This is a genomic window from Trueperella pyogenes, assembly GCF_001070855.1.
In the GTDB taxonomy this organism is placed as follows: Bacteria; Actinomycetota; Actinomycetes; order Actinomycetales; family Actinomycetaceae; genus Pauljensenia; species Pauljensenia pyogenes_A.
Genome location: NZ_JVLH01000013.1, coordinates 124,760 through 146,026 on the forward strand (window position 1 = coordinate 124,760; position 21,267 = coordinate 146,026).

The window sequence follows — 21,267 nt, forward strand, 5'->3', positions numbered from 1 at the left end:
TGAGACAGCGTTGCTAACTTGCGGAGGTCGAAACACGCACTGCCTCGAAGACCCCATCCACACGCCGGAGTGCGGCAAGGACCGCATTCAAATGGCTCATTTCAGCCAAATGGAAGCTAAATCGCGCAGTAGCCACCTGGTCTCGCGTTGAAACAGTAGACGCAGAGACGATATTGACTCGATATTCAGTCATAACTTTCGTCAGATCTGCAAGCAACCCGGGACGGTCCAGAGCTTTCGTCTGAATTTGAACGAGATACTGTGCTTGAGAATGCTCACTACTCCACGAAACCTGTACAAAACGCTCCGGATGCAGACCTTCCAGACGTACAGCATTAGGGCACGAGCGCTGGTGGACCGAAACGCCTTGACCGCGGGTAATAAAACCGACGATGTCATCACCGGGAACTGGTGTGCAGCACCGCGCAAGTTTCACCCACACGTCATTAGCATTCATCCCATCAACGCTCACGCCTTGTCCCTTCGCGCTGAGCTCAGGGGCCGAATGGAGATGTCCTCCTGGAGTAACTGCCTCGGAGAGGGTTTCTTCAGTGCCATCTCCACCACCGAGATTTTCAACAAGCTTCGAGACAATATTCTGCGCAGAAATATGGCCATCACCAACGGCTGCGTACAGACCCGAAATATCTGGGTACCCCAGCGATGTCGCGACTGAAAGAACAGAATCATGGTTCATCAGACGCTGCAAAGGCAAGTTTTGTTTGCGCATTGCGCGCGCAATACTTTCCTTACCTGCCTCTACTGCTTCTTCTTTTCGTTCACGAGAAAACCATGCTTTGATCTTTGACCGAGCACGCGGTGAAGCAACAAAAGCAAGCCAGTCGCGCGAAGGAGCAGCTTTATCCGACTTTGAAGTGACAACTTCAACGGTTTGCCCGGACTCCAGTCGAGTATTAAGCGGAACGAGGCGGCCGTTGACCTTCGCACCTACAGTCCGATTTCCCACCTCAGTGTGCACTGAGTATGCAAAGTCTACGGGAGTTGCCCCGCGCGGAAGTACAACCACTTCTCCCTTAGGCGTGAAGACATAGACTTCGTCGCCAGAAATCTCATATCGAAGCGAATCAAGGAATTCTTCAGGGTCCCCGGTTTCGCGTTCCATATCAACCAGTGCACGCAACCAGTTCATCTGTTCATCGGCGCTCATCCGGTCAGACTCCAACGAGTTAGCATTTGGATTCTGCTTGTATTTCCAGTGTGCCGCGACGCCATGTTCTGCATGTTCGTGCATCTCATAGGTGCGAATCTGAATTTCAACTGGTTTGCCACCCGGGCCGATCACCGTTGTGTGCAGCGACTGATAGAAGTTGAACTTCGGCATCGCAATGTAGTCCTTGAAGCGCCCCGGAATTGGATTCCATCTTCCGTGGAGAGCCCCTAGAACCGCGTAGCAGTCACGTACGGTTTCGACCAACACGCGCACTGCGACAAGATCAAAGATCTCGTCAAATGCTTTATTGCGGACGATCATCTTCTGATAAATCGAATAGTGATTCTTAGGACGCCCGGTCACCGTTCCCTGTGTACCTGAACGTCGCAAATCTTCTTCGATCTGAGAAATCACTTCGCGTAAGTAAAGATCACGCTCAGGTGCTCGTTCCGCAACCAGATGATCAATCTCTTCATAAATTTCGGGATAAAGGATCTTGAAAGAACGCTCTTCCAGTTCCCATTTGATCATATTCATCCCGAGGCGGTGCGCTAGGGGCGCGTAGATCTCAAGAGTTTCCCGCGCCTTCTTCTTCGCTGATTCGACAGGGACAAAACGCCAAGTACGAGCGTTGTGAAGACGATCGGCAAGTTTAATGAGGAGCACTCGAATATCGCGACTCATCGCGATAATCATCTTGCGCAGAGTTTCGGACTGCGCGCGTTCGCCGTAACGAATCTTATCGAGTTTGGTGACCCCATCGACCAACTGAGCAATAGCCGGGCCAAAATCAGCAGTGAGCTGCTCAAGACTGTAGTCGGTATCTTCAACCGTATCGTGAAGAAGAGCTGCAGCGAGCGTAGGTGAAGTCATTCCAACTTCAGCCAAGATTGTCGCAACTGCAACGGGGTGAGTGATGTACGGTTCGCCGCTCTTACGCATCTGGCCGCGATGTGCCTTCTCAGCCGTCGCATAGGCACGCTCAATGAGAGAAACATCCGCTTTGGGATGGTTGGCGCGAAGGGCACGAACCAAAGGCTCGATCTCTGGCGTCGTCATCTTCGAACGAGCACCGAACCACACCAGGCCTGAACGCACGCGTGACCCGGCCGCAGGTGGCCGGGTCACGTTGTCATTTTGCTCACTCATTCCTCAATGATACAAGCGATCAGTGTGAATGAAAGTCGCAAATTAGAAAACGACAGCAGTTTCAACCTTAACCTGAGGTTCAAGCTTGGAACGTCCTCCAAGAGCTTCAAGCTCCAAAAGAATTGCGACGGCTTCTACCTTCGCACCACACTGCTCGAGAAGCCTGACAGAAGCAGCTGCCGTTCCGCCTGTAGCCAAGACGTCATCAACAACTAAGACACGCGCGCCTTCTTCAACGAGGCCTGGATTAAGCTCCATCCGAGCCTTACCGTATTCAAGCTCGTAATCGATGCCGATTACCGGACCGGGAAGCTTCCCTCCCTTACGCACAGTAATCATTCCAATGCCGAGCGCAGTCGCCAAAGGTGCTGCAAGGATAAAACCGCGAGATTCCAGGCCTGCAACCGCATCGATACGTCCACGGTAGTGGTCAGCCAGCAAGCGAATCAATTCCGCGAATGCGTTGCCATCCGCCAAAAGAGGCGTGATATCGCGGAAAAGTACGCCTTCCTCAGGGAAGTCTTGTACTTCGCGGAGATGGGTGCGGACAAGTTCGCTAACTTCTGCTCCGAGCTCTGCGCTCATCAGCGGGCCTTCTTCCTCTTAGGTTGGGCTTCATTTCCAAGGCGACGACCAGGCTGGACCGGTGCCACACGTACATCGTCACCGGTATGACCTTCGCGTTCGCGTCGCTTCGCGACCAAAGCATCGTGTTCTTTGGTTGACGAACGGCGTTCTTCCAGCATAACCAACAACGGCGAAGCAATGAAGATCGAGGAATATGTTCCGACGATCATACCGACGAACAGAGCAAGAGAAATGTCGGTCAATGTGCCTGCGCCCAGAAGAATCGAACCGATGACAAGAATTGAGCCAACCGGAAGCAGAGCCACGATTGAGGTATTGAGCGAACGCACCATTGTCTGGTTCACAGCAAGGTTGACCATGTCGCCGAAGGTGTAGCGATTCTGGTCGTTAATACCCTTCGTGAGTTCTCGAACCTTATCGAACACCACGACGGTGTCATAGAGCGAATAACCCAAAATCGTCAGGAAGCCGATAACTGTTGCTGGCGAGACCTCGACACGAGTAACTGCGAAGAAACCAAGGGTCGTCGCAATATCGTGGAAGAGCGCGAAAATCGCAGCAACGGACATCGTCCAGGATCTGAAGTATGCAGCCATTAGCACTGCGACAAGCGTCAAGAAGATCACAAGCGATTGCGCAGCTTTAGCAGTAACATCGCGTCCCCAGGAAGGACCGATAGATGCAGACTGAACATCCTTCGCATCGACCTTGTAGGCGCTTGCAAGAGCTTCGCGAACCTCGAGTGTCTTTTGTGAATCCAGAGATTCGGTCTGAACTCGGATACCATCAACGCCAACAGAAGAAACGCGTACTTCAGACGCAAGGTTTCCCTTCTGGATCGCATCGTATGCCGGCTGCTGAGAAGTCTCAGAAAGACCCGTCAAAGTGAATTGCGAACCACCGGTGAATTCGAATGACCGATTAAGACCAAAAATTCCAATGAGAATCGCACAAATAGCGATCACAGCTAGGGCTGCTCGAACAAAAATTCGACGCTTCGGGACAATCCGATAGGACTTCTCACCCGAATAAAGGGCATTACCCCACTGGGCATAACTCATCATTGCTCTTCTCCTGCCTGCTCGGAAGAAGTGTTGTCCTCGGCATCTTGACTCCCCTGTTCAGCCAAACGTGCTGCACGCTTACGTTCTGCCAGAGAGAGCGGCTGGCCTTCAGCATTGGTCTCGGAAGTGCCGCTAGCGGAACCTGCACCCGAAACTACCACGCGGCCTCGGCCGGCATAGGTAACCGCCGAACGGGCACCGAGGTGCTCGGGATCAAGTCCGGAGAGCTTATGTCCTCCACCGAAGAACTCGGTACGGATGAGCAACTCCATCATCGGGTGTGTGAAGAGGAAGATCACGATCAGATCGACAACTGTTGTCACGCCAAGGGTGAATGCGAAGCCCTGAACGCCGCCAACAGCCAAGATGTAAAGAACCACTGCAGCAACGAGGTTGACCGCATCCGAAACCAAAATGGTTCGCTTTGCACGATCCCAACCTTCATCAACGGCGGCACTCAGCGGACGGCCATCACGCACTTCATCTCGAATACGCTCGAAATAGACGATGAAGGAGTCTGCTGTAACACCGACTGAAACGATCAAACCGGCAATACCCGCAAGCGACAGACGGTATCCAACTGCCCATGACAAGACCGTGATTACCAGGTAGGTCAAGCACCCCGCGACAACAAGCGAGCCAGCGGAGATGATTGCCAGGCCTCGGTACTGCCAAATCATGTAAAGGACAACAAGAACCAGACCAATCAAGCCTGCCCACAGGCCCTTCTCCAAGTGCTCGGAGCCAAGGGTTGCCGAAATCTGCTGCTCAGATTGGACTTCGAAGTTCAACGGGAGCGAACCAAAGCTCAGCTGGTTAGCAAGAGCAGCGGCACTCTTTGCAGTGAAGCTACCGGTAATCTGTGCAGTACCCGTGGGAATTTCAGCATTCATCGACGGCGCGGTAATCACTTGGCCGTCCAAAACAACGGCGAAGTGGTTCCGATCCGGCTTGCCGTAGTTCTTCCCGCTCTGAGTGTCATTACGCAGATCGTAAAGACGCTTTGAAGCCTCGGCGAACTGCTTGGTTCCCTCAGCGTTGAAAGTGAGATCAACTCCCCACTCACCAGTGGAGTGTCCCTGAGAGTTCATGACCATTCCGGCAGTGGCTTTGGAGAGCTCCGAACCTGAAACATCAACGGGACCGAGCAGATACTTAATCTGTCCGTTTGAATCACATGCAGCATAGGGCTTATCAGCAGGGGCTTCAGTGCGACCGCCGCGGCCGGTCGTGCAATCAAGGGTGTACAGATCGAAGAGCGCTTGCTCCGTCGCCCACTTCAGGTCTGAGTTGTTCTCAGGCTGCTCAGTGGGAGTATCCGAGAGCTGACCATCCTTATTCCGATCGGCCAGTTCTTTTGCTCGCTCAGGGCTTAGCGCGGTGCTGACAGTTGAGGGGCTTGCCGAGGCCGAGGGAGATGCAGATTCGCTAGGCGCGGCAGACTCGGACGCTGAGGGCGTTGAGCTTGCCGAGGCCTCAGGATTGTTCACCTGCGTCTGGTTACTAGAATCGGTCGCGCTCGGGGTCGGGTTACTTTGCGGCTGAGTGGCGGGAAGCATTGCTAGAACCGGACGGAAATTCATCTGAGAGGACGAGCGGATCAGGTTCAGAGTTTCCTGCGAAGGAGTACCTGGAATCGACACCGAGATATTCGAGGAACCCAGGGAAGAGATCTCGGACTCGGACACACCTGAGGCGTCGATACGCTGACGAATGATATTGATCGCCTCGGTAATGTCGTTCTCAGTAACCTCGCGATCCACCCCTCCAGAAGCAACCGGAGTCAGGATCAACTGCGTACCACCCTGCAAGTCCAACGCAAGCGAGGGAATATATGAAGCACCTTTATTAGTCAGTTTTCCGACAACAAGAGATGCCGTACCAAGAACAAAAATAAAGATTAGAGTAAATAGAGCGCGCCAAGGATGGCGCTTTTGAGTTGTCACGATGGTCTACCTTTAGTTCCCCTTGGGATCACTTCGTCTCGGCCGAGTCGTCCTGCGAATCCAAGCCAAGAACAGGCTCTTCTTCAGACTCGCCAGAAGCGTCGTCTTTCTCTGCATCAGTGCTCTGGAACGGAAGTTCCTCAGCCACGTCCAAAATTGCCCGCTGATCCCAATAAGTCTCGTAGCCACCGGGGGTCTCGAGAATGACAATCTCACCATCTTGGTCAACGAAACGACCCCAGAATCCAGAGCGCAGACGAACCCACGCGCCGGGGACCATCATTTCCTTACGACGTTCTTCAGCCTTCTTTTCTTGTTCAGCCATACGCTTTCGGGCGCGACTATTGAAAATAAACATGGCGACAAGCATCAGGCCGATGAAAATCAGGAACGGTGTACTCACGATCTATCTTTCTTCTTGGGGTAGGAATGCATGAAAGCTATCCGCATACAGTGTAATAGGAAGCAGCGCATTTGGGTGACATCCCAATATAAAAACGAGATTACTCAAAGAGAGCAGATTCAGCCGGCGGCGTTAAACCAAGGTGTTTCCATGCTTTAGCAGTTGCCATCCGACCGCGTGTCGTCCTCAGGATGAAACCTTCGCGAACCAAATAGGGCTCTGCGACCGTCTCAACGGTTTCAGCTTCCTCGCCAACAGTCACCGCAAGGGTGGTGAGCCCAACCGGCCCTCCCGCAAATCGGCGACACATTGCGTCAAGAACAGCACGGTCCAGACGGTCTAGGCCAAAAGCATCGACCTCAAAGAGCTCAAGAGCACCTCGCGCAGCGTCAAGCGTGAGCTGACCATTGCCTCGAACTTGGGCATAATCAACGACACGACGCAGCAACCTATTGGCAATTCGAGGAGTCCCCCTGGAACGAGAGGCGATTTCATGTGCTGCTTTCGCATCAATGGGAGTTGAGAGAAGCTCTGCAGAACGCCGGACGACCATTTCAAGGTCTTCCGTCGAGTAAAACTCGAGATGAGCGGTGAAACCAAAGCGATCGCGAAGCGGTGCAGGAAGGAGGCCAGAACGAGTTGTCGCACCAACAACAGTAAAAGGCGGTAGGGTCAGCGGAATCGAGGTCGCTCCCGGACCTTTACCAACGACGACATCAACTCGGAAATCCTCCATTGCGAGGTAAAGCATTTCCTCGGCGGTACGGGCTAGGCGATGAATCTCGTCAATAAAGAGAACATCACCTTCCTGCAGCCCGGATAAAATTGCAGCTAAATCACCAGCATGCTGAATCGCTGGTCCTGAAGTGAGACGCAAAGATGTACCCATTTCAGCAGCGATGATCATTGCCAGTGTCGTCTTGCCTAGTCCAGGCGGTCCCGCTAGTAAGACATGATCGGCGCTCGCGCCACGAGCCCGCGCAGCATCCAGCACTAACTGAAGCTGATCACGAACAACTTTCTGACCAACAAACTCACTCAAACGCTTGGGGCGAAGAGCAGCCTCGGCAGCCCTCTCAAGTTCTCCCGCGTCTGGCGCAACGATATTGACGGAGGCCTCGAACTCATCGGCCATTTGCGCCTCCCAGCTTAATCAATGCTGCACGTAGGAGATCCGAGGCATTGAGACCATTTCCGCCCAGCTCGGCCAGCGCAGCGTCTGCCTTTGCATCGTTCCATCCCAAGCCAATCAACGCCGCCTTCACCTCTGCTTCGACTACTCCCGACATCGGTGCCGAGGCCTGAGGAAGTTGAGCCGGCAGTCCGAGCTTATCTCCCAGCTCCACAAGCATGCGCGAGGCAACCTTCTTGCCAACTCCGGGAATCCTGGCCAGAGCTGCGGTATCTTGATCTGCCACAGCACGCCGTAGATCATTCGGGGTGAAAACAGAAAGAGCCGCTAGGCCAATCCTGGGGCCGATACCACTGACTGACATCAGGATTTCAAATACTTCACGCTCTTCTTCAGTCTTGAACCCGTAGAGCGTTAAAGAATCTTCACGAACAATCAGATGGGTATAGAGCTCAACATCATCACCTTTGTGGAGCTCACTAGCAAAAGGCGGAGTCACGAAGACCTGAAAGCCGATACCTCCGTGGACAACAACGACATCACCCACACCGATGCGTGCGATGCTGCCGAGAACTCGGGAAATCATGCTTTCTCCTCAACAATGCTCTTGATGGGACCGAACATACGTACGATACCCTAGCTGCGTCGACGACGGGGGTCGACCGCGCCGGTTCGGCGCTGCGCCGCTTGAGCCTCTGCCCACATTTGTTGTGCCGGAGTTAGGCGCCCCCTAGCAGAAAGCTTCCCTGACTGAGAAACAGCAACTGTAGAGTCACCCCGAGCTCCAAGCAGTCCAGTCCCTCGCCATGCATGGCAGATTGCAATAGCTAATGAGTCAGCGGCATCAGCGGGCTTTGGGGGTTTGTCCAACCCCAGAATACGAGCAACCATGTGCTGAACCTGCGCTTTATCAGCATTGCCATTCCCCGTCACTGCGCTTTTTACTTCTGAAGGGGTATGTATTGCCATGGGAAGTCCAGCCCGTCCCGCAGCAGCGAGTGCGACTCCCATAACCTGCATAGTCGTCGAAACCGAACGAAGATTGTCCTGAGCGAAAACCTGTTCGATGGCAACGACCTCAGGTTCATATAGGGAGATCACATGATCAATCGCATCAGCGATCTTGGCTAGCCGAAAATGCTGGGCAAGTTCGGTTGAAGACCGGGCAACTCCGACAAAAACCATCGATGCGCGCCGAGAGGGATCGACGTCAACAACGCCCAAACCACAGCGCGTAATACCCGGGTCAATTCCCAAAACTCGCATGATTAAGATTCCCGCTGAACCATCCGCGTAAAGAGCTCGTGAAAGCGCCAGTCCGTGCCAATCTCGGGGTGGAAAGAGGTTGCGAGTGCCTGACCACTGCGGACAGCAACAATTGGACCATCGGGAGTATTTCCAGCACGCGCGAGCACGTCGACAGACTCACCCACTGACTCAACCCAAGGCGCCCTAATAAAGACGGCGGGGAAAGGCTTTCCCTCGATGCCTTTGATATCAAGCTCTTCTTCGTAGGAGTCCACCTGACGACCAAAGGCATTCCGACGCACAACCATGTCGATGGCGCCAAATGAACGCTGGTCATCCCTGCCATCAAGAATCGTCGTCGCAAGCATGATCATTCCCGCGCATGTCCCATAGACCGGCATCCCATTTGATATCTGCTCGGCTAGCTGATCAAAAATGCCGAATGAAAGCAGCAGATTGGACATAGTTGTCGATTCGCCGCCAGGAATTACCAAGCCGTCAACAGAGGCGAGTTCCTCGCTACGTCGCACTAGGACAGCGCGGGCGCCGGATTCTTCCAGCGCCCGCACGTGTTCGGCGACATCACCCTGAAGGGCGAGAATGCCGATATTTACCATCCGCGTTCAGCCAATCGATGGTCAACGGGAAGGTCGTCGACATTAATGCCAACCATTGCTTCACCAAGCCCCCGCGAAACTTCTGCAATGACCGAAGGATCATCGTAGAAAGTCGTGGCCTTGACAATGGCCGCCGCACGCTTGGCGGGGTCACCGGACTTGAAGATGCCAGAGCCAACAAAGACGCCTTCGGCACCAAGCTGCATCATCATCGCAGCGTCGGCGGGGGTGGCAATGCCACCAGCGGTGAAGAGGACGACGGGGAGGCGACCCTCGCGAGCGACCTCAGCAACGAGCTCGTAGGGGGCCTGAAGCTCCTTGGCCGCGACGTAGAGCTCGTCCTCGGGCAGGGAGGTCAGGTGACGGATCTCGTCGCGGATCTTACGCATGTGCGTGGTCGCGTTCGAGACGTCACCGGTGCCGGCCTCGCCCTTGGAGCGGATCATGGCCGCACCCTCGTTGATGCGGCGCAGCGCCTCACCGAGGTTGGTCGCACCACAGACGAAGGGAACAGTGAAGTTCCACTTGTCAATGTGGTGGCTGTAGTCGGCGGGGGTCAGCACCTCGGACTCGTCGATGTAGTCGACGCCGAGGGACTGCAGGACCTGCGCCTCGACGAAGTGACCGATGCGGGCCTTGGCCATGACCGGAATGGAGACAGCATTAATAATCCCATCAATCAGATCGGGATCTGACATGCGAGCAACGCCGCCCTGTGCGCGAATATCCGCCGGGACACGCTCGAGTGCCATAACTGCAACGGCACCAGCATCTTCAGCAATCTTTGCCTGCTCAGGAGTGACGACATCCATGATGACGCCGCCCTTGAGCATCTGAGCCATTCCGCGCTTGACCTGCGGGGTTCCAACCTCGCGAGTTGCCGTCTGCTCAGTCATCACTCACTCCTCTTCTTCCAGCTGGGCTTGCACCTCATCGGAAAGAGACATATTGGTGTAGATGTTCTGCACATCGTCAGAATCTTCAAGTGCGTCAATGAGCTTATTGACCTTGAGCGCGCCTTCAAGATCGAGCTCAACTTCGGTGGATGCGACGAATTGAACTTCCGCCGAGTCATAGTCGATGCCAGCTTCTTGCAACGCCTTGCGGACTGCAACGACATCGCTGGGCTCGCACTCAATAACAAAGCCCTCACCGAGGTCTTCAACTTCTTCGGCACCGGCGTCAAGAACAGCTTCCATGATGCTGTCTTCGTCTACACCATCTGCAGCGGGTACCTCAATGACACCACGCCTCGAGAAAAGGTAAGCAACCGAACCGGGGTCGGCCAACGACCCGCCGTGACGGGTAAATCCCAGACGAACATCGGATGCCGCACGATTACGGTTGTCAGTCAAACACTCAACCAAGAAGGCGACACCGTTGGGGCCGTAGCCTTCGTACATAATGGTTTCGTAATTTGCGCCACCAGCTTCTGCACCCGAACCACGCTTAACGGCGCGATCGATGTTGTCTGCGGGAACAGAGTTCTTCTTTGCTTTCTGAATAGCATCAAAGAGGGTGGGATTTCCGGCGGGATCGCCACCACCGGTACGAGCAGCAACTTCAATATTCTTAATCAGTCGTGCGAAGAGCTTACCGCGCTTGGCGTCAATCGCCGCCTTCTTGTGCTTGGTAGTCGCCCACTTAGAGTGTCCCGACATTACTTCTCCCTTTTGGGCTGGATTAATACTGTGCCAGTTTACAGCTCATACCCTCACTTCCCCACCGGGCGCGCGTTTTATGGGACAATGCACCTCGCCAGCATGGTGGATGTTCGCGGGAAATTCGAGCATTGACTTGGTTCTTTCAGGAGGGAACATGTCTTTAGGACGCGGTATCGAGCACTGCGTATGCTCTGCAAGAGAGTGCGAGAATCCAGCGGTTTTCATCATCGAATGGTCAAATCCGAAGATTCATACCGGTCGTACTAAGAAGTGGCTTTCATGCCAAGCGCACCGGCAATTCCTCATCGATTACCTCAGGTATCGAAACTTTCCCTATGAGGTGGGCACTTTCAATCCGCCGCAGAGTGGAGCCCAGTCTCAGTCACCGCTAACTTGATCCCCGTCCCAACTGATAGCTGAGAGAGAAGCGAAAACCCCCTCACTGCTGAGGGAAAGGATTTCTTCAATATCAACATCAAACACTGCGATTCCGGTATTTGACATGAAGCGAGTAAGCGGAATTCCCTGGCGAATATCCTCACTGAGATACGCGGAGATCACACGAATGAGACCTCCATGAGCAACAAGTGCTCCGATCCCTTGATCCCCAGCAACGCGATAAGCACGTTCCATGACAGCTTGAATCTCGGGGATGACACGTCCGAGAAATTCGTAACCATCCTCAGCACCAGGAATACGATGCGAAAAATCTCCCTGCATCCACGCTGCGCAGGCTTCCACATAAATCCTGATTGCGACGGGATCGCATGACATCTCAAGATCGCCGGCACTCACTTCACGTATCTGTGCCGTCACTACTGGTGTTACCCCGAAAAGCTCACACAAGGGTGCCGCTGTCTGTTGCGTTCGTTTCATCGCAGAGACAGTGAGCGCATCCAATTGCCCCGCCACTTCACGTACAAATCGTTCTTTCAGACTCTCGGCCTGTGAAAGCCCACGTTCAGTCAGCGGCAAGCCCGGGAGGCGAGTATCCAAAGAGGCTGTGATGTTTGCTGGAGTTTGTCCATGTCTAATTAATGCAAGTTTCATGCCGCTCCCCTGCTCCTACGCCTAGTTTCACGAGATATTCCAAAACAGTTTCTCAAATACCTCCCGCATTTTACGTGAGGAGGTCAGCCATTTCGTCGTCATTTCTTCACGCTGATCGCGCGAAAAACCCATGAGCATAGCCATCGCCACAAGTTGCTCACTATTTGAGGGAATAACATCATTCTTCGAGGCAGACGGGCCTGCCGCTATAACCCGGGCGCGCCTCACTTCTTGGCCAAATTCCCAAGTCGAGGCCGCACGTTGGTACTCGCTTTGAGTGAGTTTTCCTCTGTGGAGTAGTTCCAGCAAAGCTTGTCGTGTAGAGGATGTCCGTAGGTCGCAGTCCTCACTCCCCGACTGTAATTGCAGAAGTTCGACAAGCCATTGGATGTCAGAAAGACCGCCGGGGCCTAGTTTGATGTGCATTCGCGGGTTAATCCCCCCGGGAATTCTTTCTCGCTCGACACGGACCTTCATTAATTGAATGTCGCGGGTTTCATCGTCGTTCAAAGGTGAGTGGAAACAATACGCTTGCGCAAATTGATACAGCGCATCTGCGGTGTTCCCACCACCAAGCGGGCGCAGACGAACAAGCATTTGTTTTTCCCACGCCTGCGCCCACCGTCCGTAATACTCCGTATAGGACTCGAGAGTGCGCACTAAGGCTCCGTTTTTACCCTCGGGACGCAGAGCAAAATCCAAAGCTACAGGCAGAGCTCGGCTTGATGTAGAAAGCAATTGCTTTAGCCGCGTGATTCGATCATGTGCACATCGTAGAGCGCCAGCATCACAGCTATCAGCAACGATGGCAAGAACATCCAAATCAGATGTATAGGACAGCTCCCGCGCCCCATAACTACCCAAGGCGCACAGTTCGATGTGCATATCGGGAATATGCTCATTGCCCTCATCAAAAACATCGAAGGTTTCGAGGGCCGAAAGTACACAGGCATCAGCAACAACACAGAGATCCCTACCCACCCCTTCTTTTGAACCAGCGGCCTCGCGAAGAGCAATACGCAAAACTTCACGCGTGCGAATAAGGCGAATCTTCTCAATCGCCTCGTCAATGCTCCCTGCCCTTCCCGCAACCGAACGCATTTGGCGGGAAAGCACCTCAAATGAAGGTGTCGCAAGCAATTCAGCTGAATCAAGCCAAGAAACGGCCTCTGGGAAAAGACGGATTAAGGAGCCAATCCACGCGGATGCGGAAAGAACCCGACACAACTGCGAGGCCGCATAATCGCTATCGCGTAAAAGCGCCAAATACCAATGAGAATCACCAATCTCATCGGAAAGAACCCTGAAATTAAGCAAACCCATATCGGGATTTGCACCATCGGCAATCCATGAGAGCAATACGGGAAGAAGATGACGCTGAATCATCGCACGCCGGGAAGTTCCCGCGCATAGAGACTCGATATGTTTGAGCGCGCTGCGCGGGTCTAAATAACCGATCGCTCGTAGACGATCCATCGCCGCTTCGTCATCAAGATGAATAAGATCCTCATCCAGTCGGGCGCTTGCAGCAATAATTGGCCGGAAAAATACCGAATGGTGAAGCTCTCGTACCCGTAAACGAAGTGCTCGAAGCTGCTCGTAAAGCTGCTCAACTGTGGCGGGCGCTGCGTGAAGCGAACGCAGAAGGCGTTCGAGCTGATGAAGACCAGTGGGAAGCGTATGGGTTCGGTGCATCCTCAGCAGCTGGGAGCGATGCTCGAGGGTACGCAAGAAGGCATAGGCTTCCCGAAGATGAGCAGCATCCGTGCGCGCAATATATCCTCGTGCACTTAATGCCCCTAGTGCGCCAAGAGTCGATCGCTGCCTGATCTGGATATCGTTTCTCCCGTGGACCAACTGCAGAAATTGAATCGAAAACTCGATGTCACGCAGTCCTCCCACACCCAGCTTCAACTCGCTGTCACGCACCTTTGGCGGCACTGAGTTTTCAACTTGAGCGCGCATCGAACGAACGTCGTCGACAAAACCTGGCCGCGCAGAAGCTTCCCAAATAAAGGGTGCGGCACACTCAAGAAAACGCTGCCCAACTTCCATGTCGCCAGCACAGGGACGTGCCTTCAGAAGCGCTTGGAACTCCCAGTTTTGCGCCCAGCGCTCCCAGTAGGCTCGGTAAGAATCAATGGTGCGCACAAGCGCTCCATCACGACCCTCTGGACGTAAATTCGCATCCACGCTCCACAGTGGCGGCTCTTTACCAGGACTTGAGCAGATGGATGCCACCAGGCTTGCAATACGCGTTGCACGCTCAAGGCGTAAACGAGTGACTTCTGCGTCTTCCGTGGGTGCGCTATCCGCAAGCACGTACATGACATCAACATCGGAAACATAATTGAGCTCACCTCCCCCAGTCTTTCCCATTGCGATAATGCACAAAGGCACCTCACCATCGGGGTCTTCCAGTCGCCGAGCAATGTAAAGCGCACCTTGAAGAGCCTCGTCTGCAGCCTGCGAGAGATGTTGAGTAATGGATTCAATATGATCGGGTGCGTAAGGATTCTCGGCCAGAAGATCATCCGCGATGATGTCAAAAAGCCTCCGCCGATAGACCATCCGAAGGTACGAGGCCGCCTCTTCCCGACGCGACTCAAGAGCCTCGTCCGCAGCCGTCGCAGGCCATCCTTCGGGTAGCAGTCGCCAGAGTTCATCCGTCATACAGAGCTTTGTCGCACCGGGAGCATCTGGAAAGAAGAAATTCGGGTGCTGGAGAAGGTAGTCTCCCCACCACGATGAGAAACCGAGAACCACAGCAAGACGCCTAGCACTAACAGCATCATTTTGTAGCAGGTTGATTAGCGAAGGGCATTCATCGTGTGCTCTTGCGCAGAAAAGCGCAAACTGTTCAATATCCGCGCATATTTCGAGTGAGTCGATATGCTCGATATCGCTCAAACCAGAAGATTCGAAGAGTCTGCGAATACGCTCAGGCTGAGTCACGCCACAACGGCGTAATTGACGATCAGAGATCATCCATTGACCTTGAGGAATTGACGGAGTTCTGCCGGAGTAATCTGCCGACGGTACTCGCGCCACTCATTTTCTTTTTCACGCAGAAGGTGCTCGAAAACCTGCTCGCCCAGTGCTTCGGCGACTAAATCCGATGAACGCATTGCGCGCAGGGCATCAGAAAGTGATGAGGGCAGCGGGTGGATGCCTAAAATCTGACGCTCTGTTTCACTGAGTTGCCACACATTATCTTCTGCTTCTTCAGCGAGAGGCATTTTCTTTTCGATACCGTCAAGGCCAGCGCTAATAAGGACAGCGAGTGCGAGATAGGGATTTGCTGCAGGATCAAGTCCCCTGTATTCGATGCGCGCGCTGCTCCTCTTCGAGGGTTTATAGACGGGAACGCGAACGAGCGCCGAACGATTATTGTGACCCCAACAAATATAGGACGGCGCTTCGCCCCCGCCCCATAGACGCTTGTAGGAATTCACATGCTGATTGGTGATCGCTGCTATTTCACGCGCATGGTGGAGCAGACCAGCAATGAAATAGCGACCAATCTCTGAGAGCTGGTAGCGTCCAGAAGGATCGTAGAAAGCATTTTCATCGCCTTCAAACAGGGAAAGGTGGGTGTGCATTCCCGATCCAGGGCGATCAATGAAGGGCTTTGGCATAAAGGTGGCGAGCATCCCCTCAGCCAGCGCTACCTCTTCAATCAACGTCCGCGCGGTCATGATGTTATCGGCCGCATGAAGAGCGTCGACCGCACGAAGATCAACTTCATTTTGGCCAGGCCCACCCTCATGGTGCGAGAACTCTACCTGGATCCCCGTCTCTTCCAAGGCGCGCACGATCTTCCGTCGAAAATCGTTAGATAGCCCGCGAGTCACATGATCGAAATAGCCCGCTTGGTCAACCGGTTCCAGATGATTGATATCAACCGGCTGACGAAGAAGGTAAAACTCAATCTCAGGGTGGGCGAAGACTGAGAAGCCCATCTCCGAGGCACGCTGAACCGCTCGCTCGAGCGCGCCTCGGGGATCGGCTGGCGACGGCAAACCATCCGGGGTGAGGACATCACAGAACATCCGACCGTGAACATCAGTGCCATCTTTTGTATGCAAACGTTGGAAAGTAGCAGCATCAGGATGCAAGAGCATATCGGATTCGTAGACACGAGTCAGACCTTCAATGGAAGACCCGTCAAAACCGATTCCCTCGCTAAAAGCCTCTTCGAGCTCTCCGGGATCAATTGAGACCGATTTGAGCACTCCAGCGACATCCGTAAACCACAAGCGGATTAGTCGGATATCTTCCTGGGCAACACTACGAAGGACCTGTTCCTGTTGCTGTTTCATTTGCTTACCTTAGGAGCGACCAAAACCCTTGGAAATGGCATCCAGTGCACCGGTGAGATCTGAGGGAAGAACCCACAACTTTGAAGCCTGGCCATTAGCAATGCGAGGCAGCATCTCCAAGTACTTGTAGGACAGCAGTTCAGGAGTAGCGTGCCCCTGATTGATCGCATTGAAGACGACGGAAATTGCTTCCGCTTCGCCCTCTGCGCGGAGGATCTGCGCTTGACGCGCACCTTCAGCCTGAAGAATCAGTGCTTCCTTCTCACCACGTGCTTGAAGCACTTGAGCTTCCTGCTGTGCTGACGCAGCAAGAACGGCAGCCTGCTTCGCGCCTTCCGCCTTCTTAATTTGCGCCTCGCGCTCGGCTTCAGCGGTCAAGATCGTGGCACGCTTCGTACGCTCAGCTGTAATTTGCTGCACCATTGCAGAGAGAACATTCGGCGGTGGTTCAATTGACTTGAGCTCGACGCGTGTCACGCGAATACCCCAGGGACCAGTTGCTTCATCAAGCACACCACGAAGTTGCTTGTTAATAGATTCACGGCTGGTCTGAGTTTCTTCCAGATCCAAGGAACCGATGAGGTTACGAAGAGTAGTTGCAGTCAACTGCTCGATCGCCTGCAGGAAGTTAGCGACTTCGTAGGTTGCACTACGAGGATCGGTAATCTGGAAATAGATGACCGAATCAATTTCAACCATTGCCTGGTCTGCAGTAATCACTGACTGCGAAGGGAAATTCACAACTTGTTCGCGCAGATCGATGCGTGCGGCAACGCGATCGACGAAGGGAACAAGCAGGTGAATACCACCGTGTAGAACAGAACGGAAACGACCAAGTCGTTCCACGACGTATGCTTCAGACTGCGGGACAATACGGACAGCGCGAGCGATAGCGATCATGACGAAAATCGCTAGCACAACACCGACTATCATTGCGATGCTCCCGATGGGATCTTCATTCATCAATCCCTCCCCTTTCTATGAGTAAACCGGATGAAATTAAGAGTGAAGCGGTTGAACAACTGCGGTAGCGCCGTCAATTGCGACAACAGTCACCTCGGTACCGACAGGAATCAGACCTACGGCACTTCGCGCGCTCCACTCACCACCTGAAAACTGAATTCGACCGTCACGCTCGCCCACCAACTGTGTGACATAACCGGTCTTACCGATCAAGGCATCCGCATTGGTTCGAACATCCTCACCTGAGCGTTGAATGCGTCCTTTCATCAACGGGCGAAGCGCGAAGATCAAAAGTATTGAAACCACAACGAAAACGATGATCTGGGCTAAGGTCCCTCCACCGAAGAACTCGACAAGACCCGCCGCGATTGCAGCGATGGCAAACATCAGGAAAACGAAGGTAATAGTCAAGACCTCGATGATGCCGAAGACGAGCGCGGCAAGAAACCACATCCACCAGGTAATCATTTATTTTCACCTACTTCTGTGTACCGAAAAATTGATCAACGGGGTAATCCGCGGGCGAACCAACGGCCGTTTTCGTTTTCTACGCTGAGTGCTAGTTCGAAGGCATCCGAAAGTACCCGGCCATTCAGCACCTCATCGACAGTGCCGGCAGCGAAGATTTCCCCGCCCTTCATCACTGCTGCGTGGGTGACCCCCTGTGGAATTTCTTCAAGGTGGTGCGTCACCAAAATAACCTGAGGGGCATTCTTCCCTGCGATGATCTCTTCCATGGCGGCAATGAGAAGCTCTCGTGCTCCAAGGTCGAGGCCCGCAGTTGGCTCGTCAAGAATCAGTACTTCGGGATCCGACATCAAACCGCGTGCAAGAACAATCCTCTGGCGTTCGCCCTCAGACAAGGTGTGGAAAGGACGTTCCTCGAGGTGATCAACACTAAAAAGACCGAGCAAGTCACGGGCACGCTGGGTATCGATATCTTCGTAAGTCTCTACGAATGGTGCAGAAATCCCCCAAGCTGCTGAGCGCACCACATCAATCACACGCATACTTGCACGTAGTCGTTGGGTGGTCGACAAAGATACTAACGAGCAGCGTGATGCAAGTTCTTGGGGCTGGAGATCATTGATCGGATTGCCGTCAAAACGAACACTTCCGCTTGTCGCTTGAACTTTTCCGCTTGCAATGCGAACAAGAGAAGTCTTTCCTGCCCCATTTGCACCCAGAACGGCCCACTGCTCGCCGCGATGGGTACTCCACGTGATGTCGTTTAAAATCTTGGTTTCGCCACGCGTTAAAGCAACGTCATCGAGCTCAATTACCGTATTCATTGTCTTAGTATCCCGCAGCTCACAGTAAGTGTCCTCTTCAAAGCCATCAGCTCAGTGAACGAGCTTCTGATAAAGCGCAACGGTCTTATCACCGATCGCATCCCACGAGAAATAATCACGTGCACGACGCAAACCTGTTTGTCCCATTTGATGAGCCTTCTCAGGCGACGAGAGCACCTCGATCAAGCGATCAGCCATATCGTTTTCAAATTGCTCAGGATCCAACGGTGTCCCTGTCCCATCATGAAGCTGCTTGATCGGCACAAGATAACCTGTTTCACCATCAACAATGACATCTGGAATACCGCCCGTTGCTGTTCCAACAACAGGTAGACCAACAGCCATAGCCTCCAAATTGACGATGCCAAGAGGTTCATAGATCGAAGGGGTAATAAAGACAGTCGCAGCATCTAAGAGGGCAATAAGATCTACGCGAGGTAGCATTTCGGAGATCAAAACAACACCATTACGACTATTGCGCAGCTCGGCTACTAGTCCTTCAACCTCGGCGGCAATCTGCGGGGTATCTGGCGCACCAGCGCACAGGATTACCTGGACTTCCTCGGGAAGACGGCGTGCCGCTCGCAGGAAGTACGGCAGCCCCTTCTGGCGAGTAATCCGCCCAACGAAGATCACCGAAGGCCTATCCGGATCTACACCCCAGTGCTCAAGGACCTCGACCTGATGTTCTTTCTCAGCATCGGTTGTTGGAATATGCCATTGAGTCAGATCAATGCCGTTATGGATGACATGAACACGGTCGGGATCTACGGCCGGATAGGCGCGCAAAATGTCCTCGCGCATTCCGTGCGAAACTGCAACAATACCTGCCGCAGCCTCGTAGGCAGAACGCTCAACGAAAGAGGAAACGCGGTACCCGCCACCGAGCTGTTCAGCCTTCCACGGGCGCAGTGGCTCCAGTGAATGAGCCGTCACGACGTGGGGAATATCGTTCATCAAGGATGATAGGTGCCCGGCAAAATTTGCATACCACGTATGTGAGTGCACTAGATCGGCGCCAACTGTATCGGCTGCAATAGCAATATCAACACCAAGCGTGCGTAGAGCAGGGTTGGCTTGTGCCAGCTCCGGGAGATCTGAATATCCAATGACATCTCCCGCGTCTTCGCGGGGACCGTCAAATGCGTGAATACGAAGCTCATCCACTCGAGAGCGAAGAACCTTAGCTAATTCAGTAACATGAACTCCCGCGCCTCCGTAAACATGTGGCGGGTATTCTCTGGTCAACAAGTCAACGCGCATGTGAGCTCCTTCGACGCACGGGTGCTTCTAGCTTAGCGGAAATTTCCCTCGCAATATGTTCTTCACCACGTTCTAAAATCCGCAACCAAAATGAGAAATTTACGCATACTCTAGAGCCATGGCTAAAAATCATGTTCTCGCGATCGTTCTAGCCGGAGGCGAAGGTAAAAGGCTGATGCCTCTCACCATGGATCGGGCAAAGCCGGCCGTTCCCTTCGGTGGTCATTACCGACTCATTGATTTCTCACTATCAAATATGGTCAATTCTGGCTATATGAAGATCGTTGTACTGACTCAGTACAAATCGCATTCACTGGACAGGCACGTAACCCGTACGTGGTACACCTCTCCCCTGCTTGGCAATTTCATTGCTCCAGTTCCCGCCCAACAGCGTCGTGGACCACACTGGTACTTGGGAAGCGCGGATGCGATCTACCAGTCACTCAACATCGTTGATGATGAAAATCCCGACTACATTGTCATCACTGGCGCTGACAATATTTACCGCATGGACTTCTCACAGATGGTCCAACACCACATCGATTCCGGGCTTCCCGCGACCGTCGCGGGAATTCGCCAGCCCATCGAAGTAGCATCGGCCCTAGGGGTAATCGAAGGCAAGGATGGCCACGTCGATAGGTTCGTTGAGAAGCCTCAAAATCCAGTTGGCCTCGAGGATGATCCCACTCAGGTTCTGGCCTCGATGGGCAACTACGTCTTCACAACTCAGGATCTGATTGCCGCGCTTCGAGAAGATGCTGAGGATCCCCTGTCGAAGCACGATATGGGCGGGAATATTATTCCGTGGTTCGTTGAGCGTGGCATGTGCGGCTACTACGACTTCAAGGACAATGATGTTCCCGGTTCGACGGATCGAGACCGCGATTACTGGCGCGATGTCGGTACCTTAGATGCCTACTACGAGGCAAATATGGACCTCATTAGCGTTCACCCGGTCTTTAACCTCTATAACAGGGATTGGCCGACGATGACGCTTTTGGATGGCTCATTGCCTCCCGCGAAGTTCGTTTATGGAGACGAACATTCGCGCATGGGGCACGCAGTCGACTCCTTCGTTTCACCCGGCGTGATTATTTCGGGTGGCGAGGTCTACCACTCCATCGTTTCTCCAAATTCCTATGTCCACTCATGGGCGCAAGTCACTGACTCAGTGATCATGCACGGTGTGCGTGTCGGCCGTTCCTCACAGGTCGTGAAGACAATTCTGGACAAGAACGTCGTCGTTGAAGAAGGCGCGATTGTCGGTCTCGATTTGGAACACGATCTCGAGCGTGGCTTCACGGTCACAGAATCAGGAATTACCGTCGTCCCGAAGGGAACGATAGTCACCCGATAGCTCGTGAAAACTTAGAGTTAGCCCCCTGCGTGAGTCAT

The 21,267-nt window shown here is 53.5% G+C and carries 19 protein-coding genes; 1 reads left to right on the plus strand and 18 read right to left on the minus strand.

Annotated elements, in window-relative coordinates; translation table 11 throughout:
- Positions 1-13: 13 nt before the first annotated feature.
- The 18 genes from ADG72_RS06760 to glgA form a co-directional block, all read right to left on the minus strand.
- Entirely contained in the window at positions 14-2,320 is a 2,307-nt protein-coding gene (locus tag ADG72_RS06760) for a RelA/SpoT family protein (RefSeq protein WP_048713682.1), read from the minus strand.
- A gap of 42 nt (positions 2,321-2,362) precedes the next feature.
- Positions 2,363-2,905 carry an adenine phosphoribosyltransferase gene (locus ADG72_RS06765; RefSeq protein ID WP_048713684.1) on the minus strand — a complete coding sequence of 181 codons (543 nt, stop codon included), beginning with the start codon at positions 2,903-2,905 and terminating at the stop codon, positions 2,363-2,365.
- Positions 2,905-3,972, minus strand: a complete 1,068-nt coding sequence (secF, locus tag ADG72_RS06770) for a protein translocase subunit SecF (protein WP_048713686.1) — start codon at positions 3,970-3,972, stop codon at positions 2,905-2,907. Before secF ends, ADG72_RS06765 begins: the two co-directional genes overlap by 1 nt.
- Positions 3,969-5,918, minus strand: a complete 1,950-nt coding sequence (secD, locus tag ADG72_RS06775; RefSeq protein WP_048713689.1) for a protein translocase subunit SecD — start codon at positions 5,916-5,918, stop codon at positions 3,969-3,971. The genes secF and secD overlap by 4 nt, the downstream gene beginning before the upstream one ends.
- Positions 5,919-5,946: 28 nt before the next feature.
- On the minus strand, positions 5,947-6,321 hold the full coding sequence (locus ADG72_RS06780; protein WP_239667689.1) for a preprotein translocase subunit YajC: 375 nt from the start codon (positions 6,319-6,321) through the stop codon (positions 5,947-5,949).
- A gap of 100 nt (positions 6,322-6,421) precedes the next feature.
- Positions 6,422-7,456 carry a Holliday junction branch migration DNA helicase RuvB gene (gene ruvB / locus ADG72_RS06785; RefSeq protein WP_048713691.1) on the minus strand — a complete coding sequence of 345 codons (1,035 nt, stop codon included), beginning with the start codon at positions 7,454-7,456 and terminating at the stop codon, positions 6,422-6,424.
- Entirely contained in the window at positions 7,446-8,039 is a 594-nt protein-coding gene (gene ruvA / locus ADG72_RS06790; protein WP_048713694.1) for a Holliday junction branch migration protein RuvA, read from the minus strand. The genes ruvB and ruvA overlap by 11 nt, the downstream gene beginning before the upstream one ends.
- Positions 8,040-8,089: 50 nt before the next feature.
- Positions 8,090-8,719, minus strand: coding sequence for a crossover junction endodeoxyribonuclease RuvC (ruvC, locus tag ADG72_RS06795; protein ID WP_019125960.1), 630 nt, complete (start codon positions 8,717-8,719; stop codon positions 8,090-8,092).
- Between the two features lie 2 nt (positions 8,720-8,721).
- A complete protein-coding gene (pdxT, locus tag ADG72_RS06800) occupies positions 8,722-9,318 on the minus strand; it encodes a pyridoxal 5'-phosphate synthase glutaminase subunit PdxT (protein ID WP_048713696.1) in 597 nt (198 codons plus the stop codon).
- A complete protein-coding gene (gene pdxS, locus ADG72_RS06805; protein ID WP_019125958.1) occupies positions 9,312-10,214 on the minus strand; it encodes a pyridoxal 5'-phosphate synthase lyase subunit PdxS in 903 nt (300 codons plus the stop codon). The genes pdxT and pdxS overlap by 7 nt, the downstream gene beginning before the upstream one ends.
- 3 nt (positions 10,215-10,217) lie before the next feature.
- A complete protein-coding gene (locus tag ADG72_RS06810; protein ID WP_009409495.1) occupies positions 10,218-10,979 on the minus strand; it encodes a YebC/PmpR family DNA-binding transcriptional regulator in 762 nt (253 codons plus the stop codon).
- A 381-nt stretch (positions 10,980-11,360) separates the two neighbouring features.
- The gene (locus ADG72_RS06815; RefSeq protein ID WP_048713700.1) at positions 11,361-12,032 is read right to left on the minus strand and encodes a histidine phosphatase family protein; all 672 of its coding nucleotides are present in this window, start codon (positions 12,030-12,032) and stop codon (positions 11,361-11,363) included.
- A gap of 27 nt (positions 12,033-12,059) precedes the next feature.
- Positions 12,060-15,020, minus strand: coding sequence for a bifunctional [glutamine synthetase] adenylyltransferase/[glutamine synthetase]-adenylyl-L-tyrosine phosphorylase (locus ADG72_RS06820; RefSeq protein WP_048713703.1), 2,961 nt, complete (start codon positions 15,018-15,020; stop codon positions 12,060-12,062).
- Positions 15,017-16,354, minus strand: a complete 1,338-nt coding sequence (gene glnA, locus ADG72_RS06825; protein WP_048713706.1) for a type I glutamate--ammonia ligase — start codon at positions 16,352-16,354, stop codon at positions 15,017-15,019. Before glnA ends, ADG72_RS06820 begins: the two co-directional genes overlap by 4 nt.
- Positions 16,355-16,363: 9 nt before the next feature.
- Complete coding sequence (locus ADG72_RS06830; protein WP_009409500.1) at positions 16,364-17,317, minus strand: SPFH domain-containing protein; 954 nt, start codon at positions 17,315-17,317, stop codon at positions 16,364-16,366.
- Positions 17,318-17,353: 36 nt separating this feature from the next.
- A complete protein-coding gene (locus ADG72_RS06835) occupies positions 17,354-17,785 on the minus strand; it encodes an NfeD family protein (protein ID WP_048713710.1) in 432 nt (143 codons plus the stop codon).
- Between the two features lie 35 nt (positions 17,786-17,820).
- Positions 17,821-18,609, minus strand: coding sequence for an ABC transporter ATP-binding protein (locus ADG72_RS06840; protein WP_048713713.1), 789 nt, complete (start codon positions 18,607-18,609; stop codon positions 17,821-17,823).
- Between the two features lie 51 nt (positions 18,610-18,660).
- Positions 18,661-19,872 carry a glycogen synthase gene (gene glgA, locus ADG72_RS06845; RefSeq protein ID WP_048713716.1) on the minus strand — a complete coding sequence of 404 codons (1,212 nt, stop codon included), beginning with the start codon at positions 19,870-19,872 and terminating at the stop codon, positions 18,661-18,663.
- A gap of 118 nt (positions 19,873-19,990) precedes the next feature.
- Between glgA and ADG72_RS06850 the strand changes: the two genes are divergently transcribed.
- A complete protein-coding gene (locus tag ADG72_RS06850) occupies positions 19,991-21,229 on the plus strand; it encodes a glucose-1-phosphate adenylyltransferase (protein WP_048713720.1) in 1,239 nt (412 codons plus the stop codon).
- Positions 21,230-21,267 lie beyond the last annotated feature (38 nt).